This window comes from Alphaproteobacteria bacterium (genome assembly GCA_015231795.1).
In the GTDB taxonomy this organism is placed as follows: domain Bacteria; phylum Pseudomonadota; class Alphaproteobacteria; order Rhodospirillales; family WMHbin7; genus WMHbin7.
This window is the reverse complement of sequence record JADGAX010000010.1, coordinates 47,306-65,772: the sequence shown is the minus strand read 5'-3', so window position 1 is coordinate 65,772 and position 18,467 is coordinate 47,306. Positions and strand designations below refer to the sequence as shown.

14 protein-coding genes are annotated in these 18,467 nt (G+C 56.5%); 3 read left to right on the top strand and 11 right to left on the bottom strand.

Annotated elements, in window-relative coordinates; all coding sequences use genetic code 11:
- Positions 1 to 181 precede the first annotated feature (181 nt).
- Positions 182 to 1,327: a GGDEF domain-containing protein gene (locus tag HQL44_16090; protein ID MBF0270105.1), complete on the top strand. Its 1,146-nt coding sequence runs from the start codon at positions 182 to 184 to the stop codon at positions 1,325 to 1,327.
- Between the two features lie 223 nt (positions 1,328 to 1,550).
- Here the strand turns inward: HQL44_16090 and HQL44_16085 are convergent, their stop codons facing one another.
- The 5 genes from HQL44_16085 to HQL44_16065 all read right to left on the bottom strand — a co-directional run bounded on the left by HQL44_16085 (position 1,551) and on the right by HQL44_16065 (position 10,071).
- Positions 1,551 to 2,621, bottom strand: coding sequence for a response regulator (locus tag HQL44_16085; GenBank protein ID MBF0270104.1), 1,071 nt, complete (start codon positions 2,619 to 2,621; stop codon positions 1,551 to 1,553).
- 53 nt (positions 2,622 to 2,674) lie between these two features.
- The gene (locus HQL44_16080) at positions 2,675 to 3,808 is read right to left on the bottom strand and encodes a response regulator (protein ID MBF0270103.1); all 1,134 of its coding nucleotides are present in this window, start codon (positions 3,806 to 3,808) and stop codon (positions 2,675 to 2,677) included.
- Between the two features lie 14 nt (positions 3,809 to 3,822).
- Positions 3,823 to 6,912, bottom strand: a complete 3,090-nt coding sequence (locus tag HQL44_16075; protein MBF0270102.1) for a PAS domain S-box protein — start codon at positions 6,910 to 6,912, stop codon at positions 3,823 to 3,825.
- Positions 6,913 to 7,155: 243 nt separating this feature from the next.
- Positions 7,156 to 7,662 carry an invasion associated locus B family protein gene (locus HQL44_16070; protein MBF0270101.1) on the bottom strand — a complete coding sequence of 169 codons (507 nt, stop codon included), beginning with the start codon at positions 7,660 to 7,662 and terminating at the stop codon, positions 7,156 to 7,158.
- 90 nt (positions 7,663 to 7,752) lie between these two features.
- Entirely contained in the window at positions 7,753 to 10,071 is a 2,319-nt protein-coding gene (locus HQL44_16065) for an autotransporter domain-containing protein (GenBank protein ID MBF0270100.1), read from the bottom strand.
- Between the two features lie 398 nt (positions 10,072 to 10,469).
- Here HQL44_16065 and HQL44_16060 point away from each other — a divergent pair, with 398 nt between their 5' ends.
- Positions 10,470 to 10,838, top strand: coding sequence for a PRC-barrel domain-containing protein (locus HQL44_16060; protein MBF0270099.1), 369 nt, complete (start codon positions 10,470 to 10,472; stop codon positions 10,836 to 10,838).
- Between the two features lie 52 nt (positions 10,839 to 10,890).
- Positions 10,891 to 11,595: a hypothetical protein gene (locus HQL44_16055; protein MBF0270098.1), complete on the top strand. Its 705-nt coding sequence runs from the start codon at positions 10,891 to 10,893 to the stop codon at positions 11,593 to 11,595.
- 328 nt (positions 11,596 to 11,923) lie between these two features.
- Here HQL44_16055 and HQL44_16050 read toward each other — a convergent pair whose 3' ends face one another.
- From HQL44_16050 to nosZ, 6 genes are read right to left on the bottom strand one after another with little or no spacing between them, the layout of a single operon-like run.
- Complete coding sequence (locus HQL44_16050) at positions 11,924 to 12,904, bottom strand: FAD:protein FMN transferase (protein MBF0270097.1); 981 nt, start codon at positions 12,902 to 12,904, stop codon at positions 11,924 to 11,926.
- On the bottom strand, positions 12,897 to 13,427 hold the full coding sequence (locus HQL44_16045) for a nitrous oxide reductase accessory protein NosL (GenBank protein ID MBF0270096.1): 531 nt from the start codon (positions 13,425 to 13,427) through the stop codon (positions 12,897 to 12,899). Before HQL44_16045 ends, HQL44_16050 begins: the two co-directional genes overlap by 8 nt.
- Positions 13,428 to 13,447: 20 nt before the next feature.
- A complete protein-coding gene (locus HQL44_16040) occupies positions 13,448 to 14,272 on the bottom strand; it encodes an ABC transporter permease (protein ID MBF0270095.1) in 825 nt (274 codons plus the stop codon).
- Positions 14,269 to 15,177, bottom strand: coding sequence for an ABC transporter ATP-binding protein (locus HQL44_16035; GenBank protein ID MBF0270094.1), 909 nt, complete (start codon positions 15,175 to 15,177; stop codon positions 14,269 to 14,271). The genes HQL44_16040 and HQL44_16035 overlap by 4 nt, the downstream gene beginning before the upstream one ends.
- Positions 15,174 to 16,457, bottom strand: coding sequence for a nitrous oxide reductase family maturation protein NosD (locus HQL44_16030; GenBank protein ID MBF0270093.1), 1,284 nt, complete (start codon positions 16,455 to 16,457; stop codon positions 15,174 to 15,176). The genes HQL44_16035 and HQL44_16030 overlap by 4 nt, the downstream gene beginning before the upstream one ends.
- A gap of 3 nt (positions 16,458 to 16,460) precedes the next feature.
- Entirely contained in the window at positions 16,461 to 18,374 is a 1,914-nt protein-coding gene (nosZ, locus tag HQL44_16025; protein ID MBF0270092.1) for a TAT-dependent nitrous-oxide reductase, read from the bottom strand.
- Positions 18,375 to 18,467 lie beyond the last annotated feature (93 nt).

The following is an 18,467-nucleotide window of genomic DNA, read 5'->3' as shown; positions in this document are numbered from 1 at the left end:
AAAGCAAAACATATCAAATGGTTGTGCAGAGGGCTTCTCCTAGCCCACTAGACGACACCCTGAACTCCCAGCCAATCCCCCTTGAAAAGTGAGGGGTAAAGCACAAGCTGAACTGCATCGTCGAAAGGAAGGCGAGCAACGGGGATTGCTGAAAGAAGCTTAAAATCTGAGCGGGGAAATCATGGCGGAATCACGTTATAGTGGTCTTTTCTTTGGCTCTGCGGTCTTTCGCGAGGGGGAGGAGTTCCAGCAATTCCGCTACCGCTTCGCCCTGGCCATCCTCGCCTTCTCGACGGTTATAACAGGGCTGTTCCTGCTGTCTGCCCATATCGGGGCCACACAGTTCGACGCCAGATATCTGTTGATCGCCAAGCCTTATTTCCTGTCCAGCCTGATCTGCTATCTGCTGCTGCGCGCCCGGCCTTCCTGGATGACGCCGATCACGGTTCTTTATGCTGCGGAATCGCTGCTGCAATTCGCCGCCGTCTTCTTCCTAAACCCGTCGGACGAATTGCGGATCGTCTGGTTCGCCCTCAACCTGCCAGGCGTCTATCTGATTCTGGGGCAGATAGCAGGCATCGCGGTGACCGTGGTTTCGATCCTGTTCGTCACCATCGCCAATGCCCATCTCGAACAGCCCTATTCCATCAACGCCATCGTTACCATTTGCCTGGGCATGGTATATATCAGCGTCTTCTTCCACACCTTTGCGGCAAGATCGATCTCGTTCCACCACGCGATGGTCGAAGCCAACCAAAAATTGTTTGACATGGCGGCAAGAGACCCGCTGACCGGACTGTACAACGCCCGAGCTTACTACGCCCTTTGCGACAACGCGTTGTCACAGGCTAGGCGTTCTGGCAACTATTTCGCCATGCTGTTTGTCGATCTCGACCATTTCAAAAGCATCAACGACCGTTTCGGGCACGAGGCGGGAGATGCCGTTCTGAAAAACGTCGCTGCCTGCCTGGGCTCCAGCGTCCGGCAAAGCGACATCGTCGGGCGCATCGGCGGCGAGGAATTTTCCGTTCTGCTGCCCGACACAGACCAGGAAGGGGCAAGGCAGTTGGCCGAAAAACTGCGCCAGGATATCGAAGGTTTGATGCCGGACATTGGAGAACAGCGCCTGCCGATCACGGCCAGCATCGGCGTCGCCGCCGCAGGGCCGCAGCACAAGGCCGTGGCCGACGTTCAACGTCAGGCAGACCAAGCCATGTATGTCGCCAAGCGCCAGGGCCGCAACCGCGTCACCTGCCTTGACAAACTGGGGGAAGAACGAGTGGCGGCGGCAGCGAACGCGGCACCAAGAGGGCTTGAAACGGCCTGATAATTCAGGAGAAGGTTCGCGTTGAGTCCAACCCCTGCGCAGGGGGGGGCACATCTCACGGGCAGCGCCATCATTTTCCAGTAAAGCGCGCCACTTCATAGCTCTCGGCAGAGATTGGAGGCCACACCATTGGCATTGCTTGTGGGCGAAGGTGGAACTTGTCTCTGTTTGCGCTCATGGCGGCCTGAGCATGCCGCTCATTGCCCTGAGTTTCTTGCGAACCTTAAGGGTGTCCCGAATTTTTCTCGAAGATATCGCAAAAGAGCGCATGGTTTAGGGTAAACTTTTCAAAGACGGCTGGATCGAAATGCTCGGGTTGCGTTCTGCCGTCACCGCGAATCAGAATTTCCATGGTTTTGAAATGATCGAATGCGGGTTTGTACGAGCGCTTGCTTCTTAACGCGTCATAGATATCGCAGATATTCACGATGCGTGCCGCCAGGGGGATCTCATCGCCCGACTTTCGATTCGGATAACCTCCACCATCCCATCGTTCATGATGGTTAAGCGCAATCTCGGCGCCCATTTTCAAATATACCGACTTGCTGTTGCCAAGAATTTTGGCGCCCATAGCCGCGTGCGTTCTCATGATCTCGCACTCTGCCGGCGTATGTCCGCCCGGCTTTAGCAATATTTGGTCTGGTATGCCAATTTTGCCGACATCATGCATAGGACTGGCAAAGAAAACATTATTGACGAAACCCTCATCCATTCCTAGCATCACGGCAAGGTCGCGGCTGTAATAACTAATTCGTTGAACATGCGCCCCCGTATCTTCGTCCTTATGCTCGGCGGCTCTGGTCATTGTGAAAATCGTTTCCAGATAACTTTCCCTTAGGTCGGATGTTCTATCCTTGACGCGCTGCTCCAACTCATCGCTGAATTTGTGCAGTTCCGTGTACAGGAGTCTAACCTCCAACATGTTCTGAACGCGCGCCAGCACTTCGGCTAGATCGAATGGTTTGCTGATGAAGTCCTTTGCCCCAGCTTGTAGCGCCCTAAGTTTATGGCTGGGCTGAGCGGTGATTACGAGCACCGGCAGATATCCACCTGGTTCAACCAGCTTGAGCTTTTCGATTACTTCGAACCCATCCATGACAGGCATCTGAAGATCGAGAAGAATTAGATCGTAGCGGTTCAATGAATGTAGGGCGCACACTTCCTGCGAATTCATTGTTGACGAAACGCGCAAATATCCCGCCGCTGTCAGCATGCGCGTAAGCAGCTGAACGTTTGCCGGAATGTCATCGACGACAAGTATATTTCCCATAAGAATGTCTGATGAGCTTAACATGCAGGTTTCTGTCCTTCTCATACCTCTGGCGACCATCCATCGGCTCTCGACGTTTACTTCACAATCAGCGTTGCCAATCCCAAGAGCATTCCCATGCTCGCGATATCCGTGGCTGTCGTAAGGAAGATGCTTGAAGCGGTGACGGGATCGGCTCCGAACCGTCTAAGTACGAGCGGTACGATAGCCCCACAAATTCCGCTGATGACGCAGCTGCCAATCATGGCAAGTTGGACAACGAAAGCCAACATAAAGGCATTGGGTGAATTCTGTGTCTTGGCGACAAGATACATGCCGACTGCCGCGACAAATCCAACCAGCGCGCCGTTAAGCAGGCCAAGCAGGGCCTCTTTTCTTACCAGGACAAGCTCTCTTCCTGGCTGCATGTCACCCAAGGTGAAACCACGCAACGTGATCGCCAAGGCCTGACTGCCGGTATTGCCAGATTGCCCTGCCAAAACTGGCAGGAAGATCGTAAGAATCAAAAGCCTATCTATGGTGCCTTGAAACAGGCTGACCACAGCGCCAGCGGCAAAAGCTGTCAGAAGATTAATTTGCAGCCAGGGGTGACGAAGCCAAAGGCTGCGAATCCATTTCGTGGAAAGGCGTTCTTCTTTCTCAACGCCCACCATGGCGCCAGGCAGAAGGCTTAGCTCTGCTGATCTCTTCTGCTCAGCCAGGACTTTCTCATAAAGAAATGTGACCTCTTCATTTTTTCGGCGTATCACTTCGTGGCTTGCATTTACTTCCTGAATCTTCAGCTCCAAATTCTTTCCGTGCTCAATGGCCTCATCGTGCAGCAGGCGGACATCCAGCATATTCTGAACGCGAGCCAATACCTCGGCCAGCTCAAATGGCTTGCTGATAAAATCCTTTGCGCCGGCCCGCAGCGCACGCAGTTTGTTTTCAGGCTGCGCAGTAATAACCAGAATTGGAAGGTAGCCTTCAGGCTCGGCTATTTTTAATTTCTCCATGACCTCGAAGCCGTCCATTTCTGGCATCTGAAGGTCAAGCAAGATCAGTGCATAGCGATTCTTGCTGTACAAATCGCAAACATCTTGGGGATTGCTGGTAGACGTGACAGAGGAATATCCGGCCGAAACCAGCATTCTTTTCAGGAGCAGTATATTTGCATCCAGATCATCGACAATCAGTATCTTGGCGCTGAAAATGGCTTCGGAACTTGCCATATGCTCATTCCTCCCTATCTTTCCAGATTGCTGCCACTCTGCACAAACTCCAGAGCTGCATCCAGCGCATCCATGAACTCGTTCAGTTTGATTGGCTTTGTAAGGTAGCGAAAGAATCCGACGTCCATGCCATGCTTAACATCGCGTGGCATGGCGTTGGCGCTAATGGCGATAATTGGAATATGGGCCGTTTGGGGATCGGCCTTCAGCATCTCCAGTGCTTGAATTCCGCTAATTCCCGGCAAATTGATATCCATCAGAATGACTTCTGGAAGCGCCGAGCGGGCCAATGCCACGCCCAAATTTCCATCAATCGCCGTCAAAAGATTCAATTCTGGATGACGCGCCACAATCTGCTGAACAAGTTTTAAATTTGCGGGATTGTCTTCGACATACAGCAATGTGCGCTGCAATGACCCTTGCGCAACATGCCTCAAAAGCGGATTAACCGCACTGTCATCCGGAACGATAACTAGTGGCGCGGCAGAGGACGGGAGTTCAAACCAGAATACGCTTCCAACGCCAACCGTGCTTTCTACACCGATTACCCCACCCATAAGCTCGACAAGTTGCTTGGCAACGACAAGACCAATGCCCGTTCCCTCCTCGCCCCCAGCCTCCTGACCAAGACGATTGAACGCCTGAAACAGCTGTCCCATCTGAGCCTCAGTCATTCCGACGCCAGTATCGACAATGCTGACGCGAATGCGATCTTGATCGGATTCATCGCACTTGACGTTAAGCAGCCCATGCCTAACATTGTACTTAATCGCATTAGTAAGAAGATTGATGATGACTTGTTTTACGCGCGTGCGATCGGCCGTAACGAAGCAAGGGGTTTCGAATTGTGGAAAGGTCATTACAATGCCGCGCTGCTGCGCTTGCGGCTCGATCATGCTTTGACATTCAATCAGCACTTCAGCCAATGACACAGGTTCCTTTGACATGGGAACCTGCCTTGATTCTATTTTTGCTAAATCAAGTATTTCGTTGATCAGCTTCAGCAAGTGCCAGCCTGCCTGCAGAATCTGAGCAATGCTTTCCTTCTGAGGATCTGTTGGCGGCAGCGGGTCGGATTCCATCAGCTGCGCAAAGCCCAGTATGGCATTAAGCGGACTTCGCAACTCGTGACTCATACTCGACAAGAATTCAGACTTAGCCAGATTGGCCTTTTCTGCCAACCCCGTTGCGCTCTCAAGCTCAAGGTTCTTCTCTTTCAACTCGAGGTCAAGACGCTTGCGCTCTGTTATGTCGCGCGCCGCTGCAAACACTCCCTGCAGAACTCGATCGCGGTCATAGAAAGTCGTCGCGTTGTACGATACGTTGGTTTCCTTTCCGTCCCTCGACTTTGCCGTAAGTTCGTAGTTTGTAACCTTTTTCTCAACAAGCACGCGCTTGACGCCCGCTTCCGCAAGGCTTGGATCTGTGAAATAGTTCTTGAAGGGCGTTCCTATCAGTTCATCGCGCGTGCATCCAGTCAAAGATTCCATCTGCATATTGACGTCCGTGATTATCCCTGCCGGATCCGTCGTCATTAGGGCGTCAATGCTCGATTCAATAAGAGAGCGTGTGTAGAATTGCAGGTCATGCAAGCGCTGGTCGAGCTTCTTCTGCTCCGCCTCGACAAGTCTTCTTTCCGTGATATCCCGCAACACCCCGGTAAAGTGACGTTGCTCGTTAAGCCACATTTCGCTGACGGCAATCTCCAAAGGAAAAACACTTCCGTCTTTGCGTCTGCCGACGACTTCGCGCCCAATGCCAATGACGCTGCGCTCATCGCCTTCGCTGAAGGTCTCGAAAGCCCCATCCTGCTGACCCTGGTTCAGCTCAGGTATAAGCAGGCTAAAGTTTTTTCCAATTAGTTCGTCCAGGGTGTAATCGAACATCCGCTCAGCAGCTGGATTTACAGTTTCTATGGCGCCAGTGCCCGCGTGAAGTGTTACGATTCCATCGACAACCGTATTCAAAATCGTCTTGATCAGCGCCGCACTGTCACGCGCATCCTGCTGACCATTATACTCGTCCGTTACGTCGCGAAACACCAGGACAGCGCCAACGACCTCTCCTGAACGATCACGGATTGGAGCGCAGCTATCGGCGATTATCCGCTCAGACCCATCGCGAGAGATCAAAATGGTGTGGTTTGCCAAACCTTGCACCGACCCCTTAGCCAGCGCGTCAATAACCGGAATCGTGGATGGCTTGCGCGTTTCTTGATTGATGATGTTGAATATGTCACCGATTGGCAGGCCGTTGGCGCTTGCATGCGTCCAACCGGTTAGATGCTCGGCAAGCGGATTCAGCAGCGTTACATTTCCATCCTTGTCCGTCGCGATCACTGCGTCCCCGATGGAATTCAACGTAACTGACAGCTTATCTTCGCTGATCTGCAAGGTGTCGTTGACTTGCTGCAGCTTCTTGTTCGCTTCCGTCTGGAATTCAAGCGAATCGCGCGCTTGCTGAATAGTATACTCATCGATTCTTCGACGCGACGCGCGATAGGTCGCATAGGCGATTAATAGCGAGAGCAGCAAGACCAGCACACTCGAGACTATGATCACCGCAAGCATTTTGCGCATATTTTCTTCAAATTTCTGCTCGCGCGCGCTTAGAGCATCTCTCTCAGAGTCAACGTAGCCGTCCACCTCGTCCCTAATTGCATCCATAATGTCTTTGCCGACGCCGCTTCGCAGATCCGGAATAACGGCGGCCAGCCCACGCGCACGGCGGAGTTCAATGTTTTTTTCCATGTGGGCAAGCTTGCTGTTCATTAGGGGAACAAGGGCGTCCAGACGTTTTTGCGCCTGAGGAACATGTGTGTGCATGCGCATGTTCTCCAGGTCTGAACCGAGGCTACTGCGCGCTGATGAGTAATATTCCAGGTACATATCATCGCCCGTCAGCAAGTAGCCACGTTCGCCTGTCTCCGCGTCCTTCAGTTTTGAAAGCCAGTGGGTCGCCGCACTCAGCAATGCAGTCGTGTTGTTTCGCTCCTCAGCCGCGATCTCGATTGACCGAAACGACACAACGGCAATCTCAATTCCCAGTGACGCTAAGAGGAGGGCGCCAATGAGTGAAGCGAATAGTTTATATGCCTCTTTCATATGATTCTCGTTTTCGATTTTAGGGTTTTACCCGCTGACGAGAGGCGACCGCGCTAACCAAAGTCCATTGTCACACAATGGATGGCTGCGAACGATACAGCTTGTCGCTGACAGCCAATCTGTCGACCGATTAATGGGGCGGCGGCTTCACCCATGTCACAGCTTACCCAATGTCAACCATTCTCACCGTGCGATAGCGCACGTTAAGCACGTCAATTCGTGATTATTATAAGACGGTGAAAACTACTTAAGTTTTGCCAGGGCGGCTTTCATGCCTTCTGTCTGCAAATTGATGTCAAGCGGCTGGACTGCGCCTACCGGCTGCACGCTCACGACCATGCGTTTGGCGTCAGACATGGTAGCCAACGTTTGGTCGGAGAGCTGCGCCTGCGCCATGCAGCCAACCGCCGTGCACTGAGTTATTGTTAAGGGGATTGGCGCCATGCCTTCGATATTCAACGTAGCGCCACCAGGGATGAAAATGCCAAGCGGCAAAGCCGTCACTATGACAGGCTCTCCTTGCGGCCCAAGCCTTCCGATAGTCACCTGGATCAACTTGGGTCCACCCGCCTTTAGGGTTTGGACCTGCGTGACAATGCAGCGCTCAACCTTGGCGACAGCATGCTTTTCGCATGTGACTTCCCATTTCTCGAATTGCTGCGGCTTTGCGGGAGCGGAGGGATCAGCGGCCATAACGGCTGGCGCCGCCAGCGACAGTGTTGCGGTTGCGGCAATTATCGTCATCTTCATGCATTTGTTCCAGTCAAGGTTCAGGCTACGGGGTAGTGATTTCACGCACCGCTCTGCATCCCGCATGCTTAAGGGCTCTCAGATTCGGCTTTAGAATCTCCCTGAATATCTCAGCATGCCTTCGTGTGCAGAATAATTGCTGGCCGCCCACTCATAATCGTAGACAGCCTCAAGCGACCATACTTTGTCGGTGCAAGCGCATGACAGAAGCGTAAGCCCACCGCCGACATTGTACAAGTTTCTTTCCGGGCTAAAGCCTGGCGTTGAAAACTTCGGAGAGCCGCCTGTGTATTCTGCCTCGCTCTTAAGCGATGGATTTAGGATTTCATAATACCATCTACCATGTATCTCTGGCACAAAGGCTTTGTTGCCCACGGCAATAGGTCGTGCCAGCTTGGCGCCAAGGCCTGACTCGAGGAAATTGTACCTCTGATGTTTCACATCAAGACTTACGTCGCCCGCTCCTGTTTCCTTGTATCCGCTGATATCCATATGCGTGTACTGCAAGGACGCAAGCGGCGTCATCGTAAAGCCGCGAGGACCGAAAAAGTGATAGCCCGACGTAACGAAGCCCGTATAGTTCTGCCCGCTATATTCAGATTCCGCAACGCGGTTCACCCCGGGAAAGGCGATATGCCTTTCGCCTTTATAGTCGCTCCAACCGAAAGAGGCGCTGGCATCGACGAAGAACGAGGCAGGTTCATAGGCGATGTAGGCCGTTCCCTGGTAGGTATTGAAATCCACACGCGCGTCATACCTGTCCCCCTCGATTTCGGTCTGAGCATATCCTGCGCCCAGGCCGACTCGGGTGTATTTGTTCAGCGGCATGTCGTAAGCAAGCATGGTTCCAAGAATTCTTGAATTATACCCAACGAATGTTTTGCTTTCTTCCTGCGATGCAAAAACGCCAAACCCTTTCACCCACCAGCCGCTTTTGTTGGCGTTCTGGGCGCAGAGCGCCTTTTGCTCGTCGCTTAATTTCTGGCTGACCTGATTGCACATGATTTCATCAAGCCGCGACAGCCAGAGGTTCTGAAACTGCTGAGATGCTTTGAAAGTTAAGAGCGGCGTTGCCACCGCTGGGGCCGAGGGCGCAAGTTGAGCCTCTGCATCCACAATCGCAGACGCGTCGGTCATGGCGTTGATGGCCGCCTGAACGGTCAATATGTCTGCTGTCGGCGTTGCTTCGTCGAGGGCGGTTGCTGCTGCTGCCGCTATAGGCTGCGTGGCAGGTAGAACAACTCCAGCCGGTGGCGTTACCGAAGCCGTCAATGGCGTTCCAGTAACTTTAAATGCAACCAAACCAATCGCCGTTCCTGCTGCTGGAATGGGTTCGAAAGTATACAGAGGATTTGTGCCGCCAACGACTGTCACTGTGACGACCGATCCGTCAGTACCGCTCTGGGCAGTTCCTGACCTCGTTTGCACAACGTTAAATATTGTGCCAACGGGGAATGTTGCGGAGGTGGGAACCGTTACGTTGATCGTCAACGACGCGCCAAGATTCGTAGCGCCTGTCGGACGGATATTACCGTAGACGGTTGAGCTGGCCAGGGTTGTGTTGATCACGCCGTTTGTCGTGCTGTCTGCCAATGTCAGGGCGCCGGTAACGTTCAGCGTATTGGTGCCAAGCGTAAAGGTATAGGCGTTCACCGCGCCCGTGATCGTGCCAAGAACGCCTGCCGTATTGCTGCCTCCGGTAACAGTGATGTTCTTAAGAGCAGCCGCGCCGGCGCCGACCGCGCCAGTCAAAGTCGAGCCGCTTCCCAGAATCAGCGTGCCGGTGTTGTTGGTATTCGTCGTGATTGCCCCGGTAAGCGAGGTATTGGGATCCAACCCGATCGTGCCATCAGCCTGGAACGTTATTCCGCCTGGCGAGGTGTTGGTGCCAGCACTTTGGAAATTTACGGTGCCCGTGCCGGTGACGAAGAAATTTGTCGTATAGACGCCACCCAGGAAGTTGACCGTCGAACCGTTCGCGCCGGCATTGATGTTCAGAAAAATGGGGCCAGCAGCAGCGCCAACACGGCCATAGACGTTCGACGTGCCGTTGAATGTAACGATATGCGTGGCATTGGCGTCGCTGACAATTGCCGGATTGGTGTAGTCGCCGCCGTTATTGTTTGTAAAGACATTCTCGTTGCCGACCGTCAAGGTGCCGGTGCCTGCGCCAGCCGTCATTGAAACGCCGTCGGTGATGCCTAGCGCGTTCAGCGCTGTAACGCCGGCGCCGATCGCTGCCTGCTGTGCGAACGCAGGCGCGGTCCAAGCCAGAATGGCTGCAAGCGCAAGAATCGGCGGTGACCAGCGTGAAAGCAAATTTGCTTTACGTGTCTCGCTGGGCACTGTCTTGCACAGCTTTGATATCGCTTCGATATACCCCCTGGGGAAATCGACGCTTCTTCCCAAGCGTATAGTTCGATTCAGCAACATAAGCCCCAACCTTCTCTCTGCCTCGCGCCATTTTTGGAATCGGAATGGGTCTACAGTCCGAAGCCCCTGTACTGGCTATCTTCATAATTGTTAATTGCTTCCGCTTTTGGCGATAGGTTCGGAATGTACTCAAGCCAGAGAGTGATCATGAGTTGCGACGGCGCATTCAGTCAGGAGGCTAAGCTATGGGGGATCGGAAAGTACTTAGCTCCATACTGGCTGACCCAGGATTTGTGAGGGAGGTCTAGGCGCTCGGCCACATCTTGGTGCGAGCAGGCTACTAGGTAATATCCGTGCCTTACTCCGCTCAGTTTTTACTGCCTAGCATCAAGGTCTGCCATTCGGCCTGTTGTCCAGCGCATGAGGCGTATAGCGTGAGCGATGAGACTTCCGTTACCACAGGAACCCTTATCGCAGCAGACAAGGTCAGTGGAACTGATGTCTATAATTTTCTGGGCGAGCGCATCGGCGAAATCGACGGCATCATGATCGACAAGGTCAGCGGCAAGGCGATCTATGTCTTACTGTCATGCGGCGGCTTTTTTGGATTCGGCGAACGGCACCACCCTCTGCCTTGGGCCATCTTGAGATACGACGCCGACAAGGAAGGCTATGTCGTCAATTTGGACAAGAAGAAACTTGAGGGCGCCCCAAACTACGACATCAATATGAAGTTCGAGTGGACGCCGGAAACAGGCCGCAAAATTGACGGCTATTTTGAGGTGCCAAGCTATTGGAAATAAGTCGATCCCTTAGCCCATCCGATAAATTTTAACAACGCTACAGGAGCAACCAATGAACGCCCTTCAAACAAACGACGTACGCCTTGCAAGCGCCGAAGCCGGACGCAGACGGCGGATGTTTCGCATCGGCCTGATGATGGCGGCAATGTACATTACGCCCCTCCTTATTGAATCTAGTCACGCTATAGCACAGGCCACGGGCGGCACCGGAGGCACGGGCGGCGCCGGTTCTTCCGGCATGTCCGGCAAGGGTGCCGGTGGGGCTGGGGGAGCGGGTGGTGCAGGAGGCTCAGGTTCAACTGGCAGCGCGGGCACTACCGGCGCCACAGGCGCGACCGGTGCCGCTGGCTCCGATGGCGCTGCGGGTGCGGCAGGCGCTGCGGGCGCTAGCGGAGCGACTGGAGCAACAGGTGCGACCGGCACATCAGGTGCGGTCGGCGCAACGGGAGTGGGCGGCAAACCCGGAAATGTCGGCGCAACGGGTGCGACCGGCTCATCAGGTGCGGTCGGCGCAACGGGAGCAGGCGGCAAACCCGGAAATGTCGGCGCGACGGGTGCGACCGGCGCATCAGGGGCGACTGGCGCAGTGGGAGCGGGCGGCAAGACTGGCGCTACGGGTGAGACCGGAGTCGGCGGGGCCGCTGGCGCGGCAGGCGCTGTCGGCAAGACGGGTTCGCCAGGATCGCCGGGCACGCCAGGATCTCCCGGAGCGCCGGGTGCCCCCGGTCCGTCTGGTCCTCCGGGCGCCAATCGCTGATCCATCGTAGATTTATCATGCCCGGCATGGAGCCTCTCCATGCCGGGCATTTCTTGGGTACACGAACATTCGCGCTGCAAACGAGTGGCTCGTCTGAAACCGGAGCCGATTTCCGGCAAAGGCGGTCAGTATTGCCAGAGGCGTTTCTGGCGTGAAGTCCGTCAAGGATGACATACAGAAAAAATAAGATGGAAAGTCTGCACGCGTCCGTCTTTAGCTATCTTGATCGAAGCAGGAACTTTGACGTTTTTGCGGAAACGGAAACGGTAGCAGTTGCCGCCGGGCTTGAGAGTTGTGTGCCGATCTGCATCAGGGTCGAATCAAACGCCTAGCCGACAAAGGTCAGCTTGCTGTCGGGCGAGACCAGGATGGCCTTGCCGACGCCTGCCTCTTTGAGAATGGCGGCGGCCTTGTCGGCGCCCGCCACGGCGATGGCGGTGGACAATCCGTCGGCCAAGCTGGCCGATGGGGCAAGTACCGTCACGCTGGGCACGGTCAGGGCGGGCTGGCCGCTGGTTGGCTCGATCAGATGGCCATAGCGGCCAAATCCCGGAAAAGACGATCCCAACGCCTCGGTGGTGGCCATGGCGCCATCGGCAATGGTCAGGCGATGCAGGGCGATGCCGCGCAGCATGGGATCGCGGATGGCGACCGGCCAGGACGATCCGTCGGCGCGCGGCCCCAGCACGCGCGGTTCTCCCAAATCGACCATCACATGGTCGAACCCTTTGCGCTTCAGCAATTCGGACACGCGGTCGGTGGCGTAGCCTTGTCCGATGCCGTTCAGGGTTGCCGCCATGCCCGGCTTTGCGAATTCGATCCGTTCGGGAGAAATCGTCACGGCGCGCCAATCCACCAACCCCCTGGCGACTTCGATCTCCGCCAAGGAGGGCGGACGCCCGATGCGGCGCAGGCTGTCGGCATGCAGCTTCCACAAAGGCTGAACGGTAATGTCGAACGCGCCCTGTGAGATTTTTGAAATTCTCGCGGCTTCGCCCATCACCCGCAGCAGATCTGCCGGAGGGGACGCAAGATGGCCGTCGCGATTCAGTTTGGAAATCGCCGATTCTGGGCGATACAAACTTAGGATCGATTCCAGCCGCTCGACCTCGAGAAGGGAGTCGGCCAGCGCCTGCTGCGCCATGGCCTGATCGGGATGTTCAAGCACGATCTCGGCGCTGGCCCCCAGCGCCTTGCCCAGCCAGCGCACGCGCCCGGTCTCGGACGACGCCTTGGCCGCTCCGGGAAGGGCGGCGGCGCAGGCGGTTATGGCGATGAAACGCCTGCGTGACAGAGCTGGCTTATTCATGGTGTCCTCTGCTTGCATGCGTGGCGGCAGGTCCGGGCGGCGCAACGCTCGTCTGGGCCAGCAATTCGCTGGTGATGTCCAAGAATTCTACCACCGCGCCGCCATGCTTGCCCGCGAATTCCTGCGCCTTGGCGCGCGTGGAGAAAGGAACAAGTTCGCCGCCGCCCATGTCGGAACCCCGGTCGCTGCCCGCCACGAACACCGCCTTCCTGGCTTCGACCCAAGCGCCCGCATCGGGCTTTTCCCAACTGGACGACCTGCCCATGTCATTGACATAGATGGCGGCGAATTGCCGCCCCGTTCCCTCGTCGATCAACAACCAAGTGAACGTGTCGCGTACCGACGAAAACCACAAAGGCTTGTCCTGGCTTTTGATAAAAACCTGACCTTTCGGTCCGGTATGTTCGGCCAAGTCCATGCGGCAGATGGTTCCCACAGCATCGGGGCCGGGTTCTTGCGGGGAGGGCAGTGCTGCCGATTTGTCGTCTTTGCAGGCCGACAAAGCCAAAGCCAGCAGGGCCATGACTATCAATTTTCCAGGTTTCATAACTCACGTCTCCGAAAGATCGTCAACGCCGCCGCCAGGGGCGCCAGCACCCAGGCGGCCAGAACGGCCAGCAGGACGCCCGGCGGAAAGGACAAGTCAGCCGCCGCCCCGGCCATGCCGGAAAACATGCGGACATTCTCGAATCCGGTCAGATTGACCAGCCGGTAGACATCGGCGGGATTTGCCAGCAGCAACCAGCCGAAGGCCCAAGGCGCCAGCCAATCCTTGCCCGTAACCAGCAGCCCCAGAATGGCCAGATCGAACACCACGACGAACAGCAGCCACAGCGCCACCGAAATTCCCGCCGCCGTGCTGCGCTCACGCACCAGAAGGCTGGCCAACGTCGCCAGGGAAACGAAAGCCATGCCCAACATCACGGACGTCGCCAGCAACAGGGCGAAAGCGCCCCAGCTTTGCGCATCGCCCCCCTGCCCCAACCCAACCGCCAATCCGGCCCCGCCATAGCCCACCAGGGTCGCCAAGGTCAGAATGGCGCTATGGCCCAGAACTTTTCCCAGCAGAAACTGAGTATGGGTCAAAGGATAGGTCAGCAGCAGCAGCATGGTGCCGCGCTCGATCTCGCCCACCACCGAATCATAGGACAACAGCAAGGCGATCAGCGGCAGCAGAAAAATCGACAAGCTGGCCAGGCTGACGACCGTGACCGCCAGGGGCTTGACGGCCAACGTGCCGGTGGGCGCTGCGCCTAGCAAGGCAAGGGCGAAAGCCAGCGAGGCCAGAACCAAAGTGGCGCCGATGATCCAGCGGTTGCGCAGGCCGTCTCGCAATTCCTTTCCGGCAATGACGAGAATGGCGTTCATTGGCTCACCTCGCCATGGCCGAAATGAAGATAAATGTCGTCAAGCGTCGGCAGATGAATGTCGACATCCTGAACCTGGGCGTCTAAGCCGGCGATATGGCGCAGCACGGCCATCTTCTCGCTTTGCAAACAAGTCAGATCAACGGAGTGGTCGTTGACATGGGCGATCTTGATGCCGCCCAGGCGATCCGCGATCTGGGATGCGGCTCCTGGCGTCGACAGGCGGATGCGAACCGGCATGGCCGCCTGGGTCCGAAGCTGGGGCAGCGTGCCCCAGGCCGCCAACCTTCCAGCGCGCATGATCGCCACCATCTCGGTTCTGGCCTCCAATTCGGTCAGAATGTGCGAAGACAACATCACCGTCGTGCCGCCTTTTCTCAACTCGGCCAGAATGTCGAAGAATTCCGCCCGCAGAACCGGATCCAAACCAGTCGTCGGCTCATCCAACAGCAAGATGCGCGGATGCCCTAACAAAGCCTGCGCCAAGCCAAGCCGCTGGCGCATGCCCTTGGAATAGGTTTTCACCCGCCGATCCGCAGCAGGGGCCAAGCCCACGCGCTCGAGCAGGGCGGCGCATGAATTGGAAGGCACGCCTTTCAAGCGCGCCAGAAATTTCAAAGTGTCGCGGCCCGTCATTTCGTCGTGGAAAGCGACATTCTCGGGCAGGAAGCCAAGATGGCGTCTGAATTCCAGCGCAGCTCCCGCCGGATCGCAGCCCAGAACCTCGACGCGCCCCGACGTGGGACGAATCAGCCCCAGCATCAGCTTCATCAGCGTGGTCTTTCCAGCACCATTATGGCCAAGCAGGGCCAGCAGCGCACCCTCTTGCAGGCCGAAGGAAACATCGGCCAGCGCGGCTTGCGCGCCATAGGTCTTGCCGACATGGTCGATGACGATGGCGTTCATGATCCAGACTCCGTGCCCAAGGCAAGGTTGGGCGGCGGCGCCATCAGGGGATGGCTGTCGATCACGCCGCCCGGCATCAAGGCGGGAAAATGGCTTTGCGCGATCTTCAACGCCTCCATCACCGGGCTGGACATCAACAGCTTGGCCAGGGGATAGCGCCAGACCAGCCGGTCCATTACGGTATTCGGACGGTAGGCGGCGTCGGCGGTACCGTCGCCATCCAGGTCGAAGGCCGGATTGTCGCTCCAATAATTGCCGCGTCCCGCCTCGGACCATTCATAAAAGACGGTCCCCGTATATTTGACCTGGGTGCGGTTGTCCACGAAGGCATTGTTGGCGATGACGCTGTTTTCAGACCCGCCGGTGAAATGCAGGCCAAGCTCGCAATTCTCGATGCGATTGGCGCGGATGACGTTGCTGGTGGCCGTGTAGATGAAGACGCACTTCTCGCGCGTCGCCCGGATGCGATTGCCCTCGACCAGCGAACGATGCGAGGTGTGAAGCATCAGCCCATGTTCTTCGTCGTCGATCGAAACATTGTCCCTGACCTCCAGATCGTTGGAATACATCAAGGCGAAACCGATCCGGTTGCCCCTCGACCGGTTGCCGATGATTTTTCCCCGATTGGCGAACATGTAATGGATCGCAAAGCGCACCTTCTGGAAATGGTTGTCCTTGATTTGATTGCCATGGCTGGCCTCGACATAGACACCGTCGCGTCCTCCGCTGGCCCGATTGCCTTCGATCAGGCTGTCATCGACCGCCCACAGATGGATGGCGTTGCCACGCTCCGTGTCGTAGACGTCGCTGCGATTGTCGATGCGGTTGTCCTTGACCACGGATTTGTCCGCTCCGTGAAGCACGATTCCGAACAAATTGCCGTCCAGCCAGTTTCGTTCCGCCGTAAAGTTCCCCGCCTGCTTCTCGACGAAGATGGCGGAATCATAGTCCACCGGACGAATTCCCGACTTGCGGATGGTCAAGTCGCGGATGCTGACGCCGGGCACGGTGACTCTGATCACGCTGCCCTCGCCGCCGCCCTCAATTACAGCGCCTGGCAATCCTTGCAAGGCGACCGGCTTGGCCAGGACCAACCCGCCTTGATGGATGCCAGCCTCCAATGTCAGCACATCGCCGGAACGCGCCTTGGCCAAAGCTGCGGCCAAGGCGCCCGGTTTTGCATCCACCTTGACGGTGACGGCCAGCGCGGACGACGCAAACGCCAGCAGGACGGCAACCAGAGCCGCAACTGCCGCGCCAACGCGTCCGCGCCGGTTCATCGATCAGGGTTCCACCAACATCCGGCCCTGCATCTCCATATGGAGCGCGTGACAGAACCACTGGCAGTAATAATACCAAACGCCGGCCCGGTCAGCCGTGAAGGTGACCGACGCCGTTGCCTGCGGAGCGACTTCCATGGCGATGTTGTGACCGACCAGGGTAAAGCCGTGGGTCAGGTCGGATACATCGTCGCCGTTGGTTACATAGACGGTTACTTCGTCGCCCCGTTTGACCTTGAACGAGTCCAGGCCGAACTTGGGAGCCGTGCTGACCATATAGACGCGCACTTTCTTGCCGTCGCGGATAATCTTGTTGTCAAGTTCCAGATTGACGCCATCCTTCTTGGCCTGGGCCACCGCATCGGCGAACATGGGGTCCTTGCGGTCCCAATTGTCGCGCGGCTTGATCTTCGAGCGATGAACGATGGTGGCGTCATGCGGCTCGGCAAAGGTGGGGCCATCATGAACCAGCTTCATCTCGTCGCCTGAAATGTCGATCAACTGATCGTTTTCCGGCTTCAAGGGACCCACGTTCAAGAATCGGTCTTTCGAGAACTTGCACAAGGCCACCAGCCACTTGCCGTCCGCCTCGCTGGTCTCGCCCATCGATGCGTTGGTATGGCCCACCTGATAATGGACATCCAACTTCTGCTTGATCGGCTTGACCGACTTGTCGCCCTTATAGGCGCGGATCGCCTCGTCGATGTTCCACTTCACGATCTGGCTGTCCAGGAAGACCGATGTGTAGGCGTTGCCGCGACCGTCGAAGTTGGTGTGCAGCGGCCCCAAACCCACTTCCAAAATTCCGACGATGGACTCCTCTTCCTTGATCTTGCCCGCGAACAGATCGTCGAAACGCTTCCATTCGAAGATGGTGACGGTCGGCGACAGCTTGCCGTTGGCGATCACATATTTGCCGTCCGGCGTGGCGTTGGTGCCGTGCGGGCTGTTGGCGACCGGAATGTAGCGGGTGAATTGCGACTTGGCCGCCTTGCGCCCATCCAGAACCGGAACGCCATTGACCGTCTTGGCCTTGCCTGCCTTCACCGCATCTTCGATGGCCTTGATGTTGAACACCACCAAGTGGTCGCGCTCGGCAGACATCATGCCTTCCGTCGTGGTGGCCTCTTCCGAATTGTAGCAGGTGGATGCGACGTACTTGCCCGCATAATCGGCGTCATTGTTGTCGAGATTGCCCGACACCATGACCTGCCACTGCACTTTCATGCTTTCGGCGTCGACCGCCGTGAAGACCGACACATACTTGGCGGGATCGTCCAGCACCGACCCGTCGTTGGGCATCGGAATGCGGTTTTCGCCATTGCAAAAGACATAACCAGTTTTCGGGAAGCGCTGCAGACGCAGGCCGTGAATCGAATGCGCGTTGGGAATTTCAAGAATCTTGTCGGTCTTCATCACATCCAAACGGATGCGAGCGATCCGGGTGTTGGCCTTGTCGTTGATGAAGACATAGCGGCCATCATACTTGCCGCCGGTATAGGACGGGCGCGGATGGTGGGTATCGCCATGCTGATAGGTCTTCAAGCCCTGCTTCTTAAGGAACTCCTTGGTTTCAGGCAACAGCCCTTCGGTCAGGATCTTTAGCGATTCATTGGTGCGGCCCCAGCCCGAGGCGCTGCACATGTTGAAAACGGGAATGCGCATCAATTCGCGCATGGACGGCAGGCCAAGGATGCGAACCTCACCCGAATGGCCGCCCGACCAGAAGCCGTAATATTCGTCGATCTGTCCCGGGGCCACTTCGGCGCTGTTCTTGCCGGTTGCGGCTTCCGAGCGTCCGGCTGCGATAAGCGAGCCGCCGCCAAGTGCCGCGGCGCCCGCCAGGGTCACCGCCTTAGCCGTGCCGCCAAACAAGGCCCGGCGAGAAAGTGTTGAATTGTCCGAATTCGATGTCATGTGAGCACCTCTCATGTATGTGGTTCATGTTTCGACGGATTTTTGTTGGACCTGCCGGTGGCCCGTCATCCTTCCGGCAGGTTTTCCGGCGCT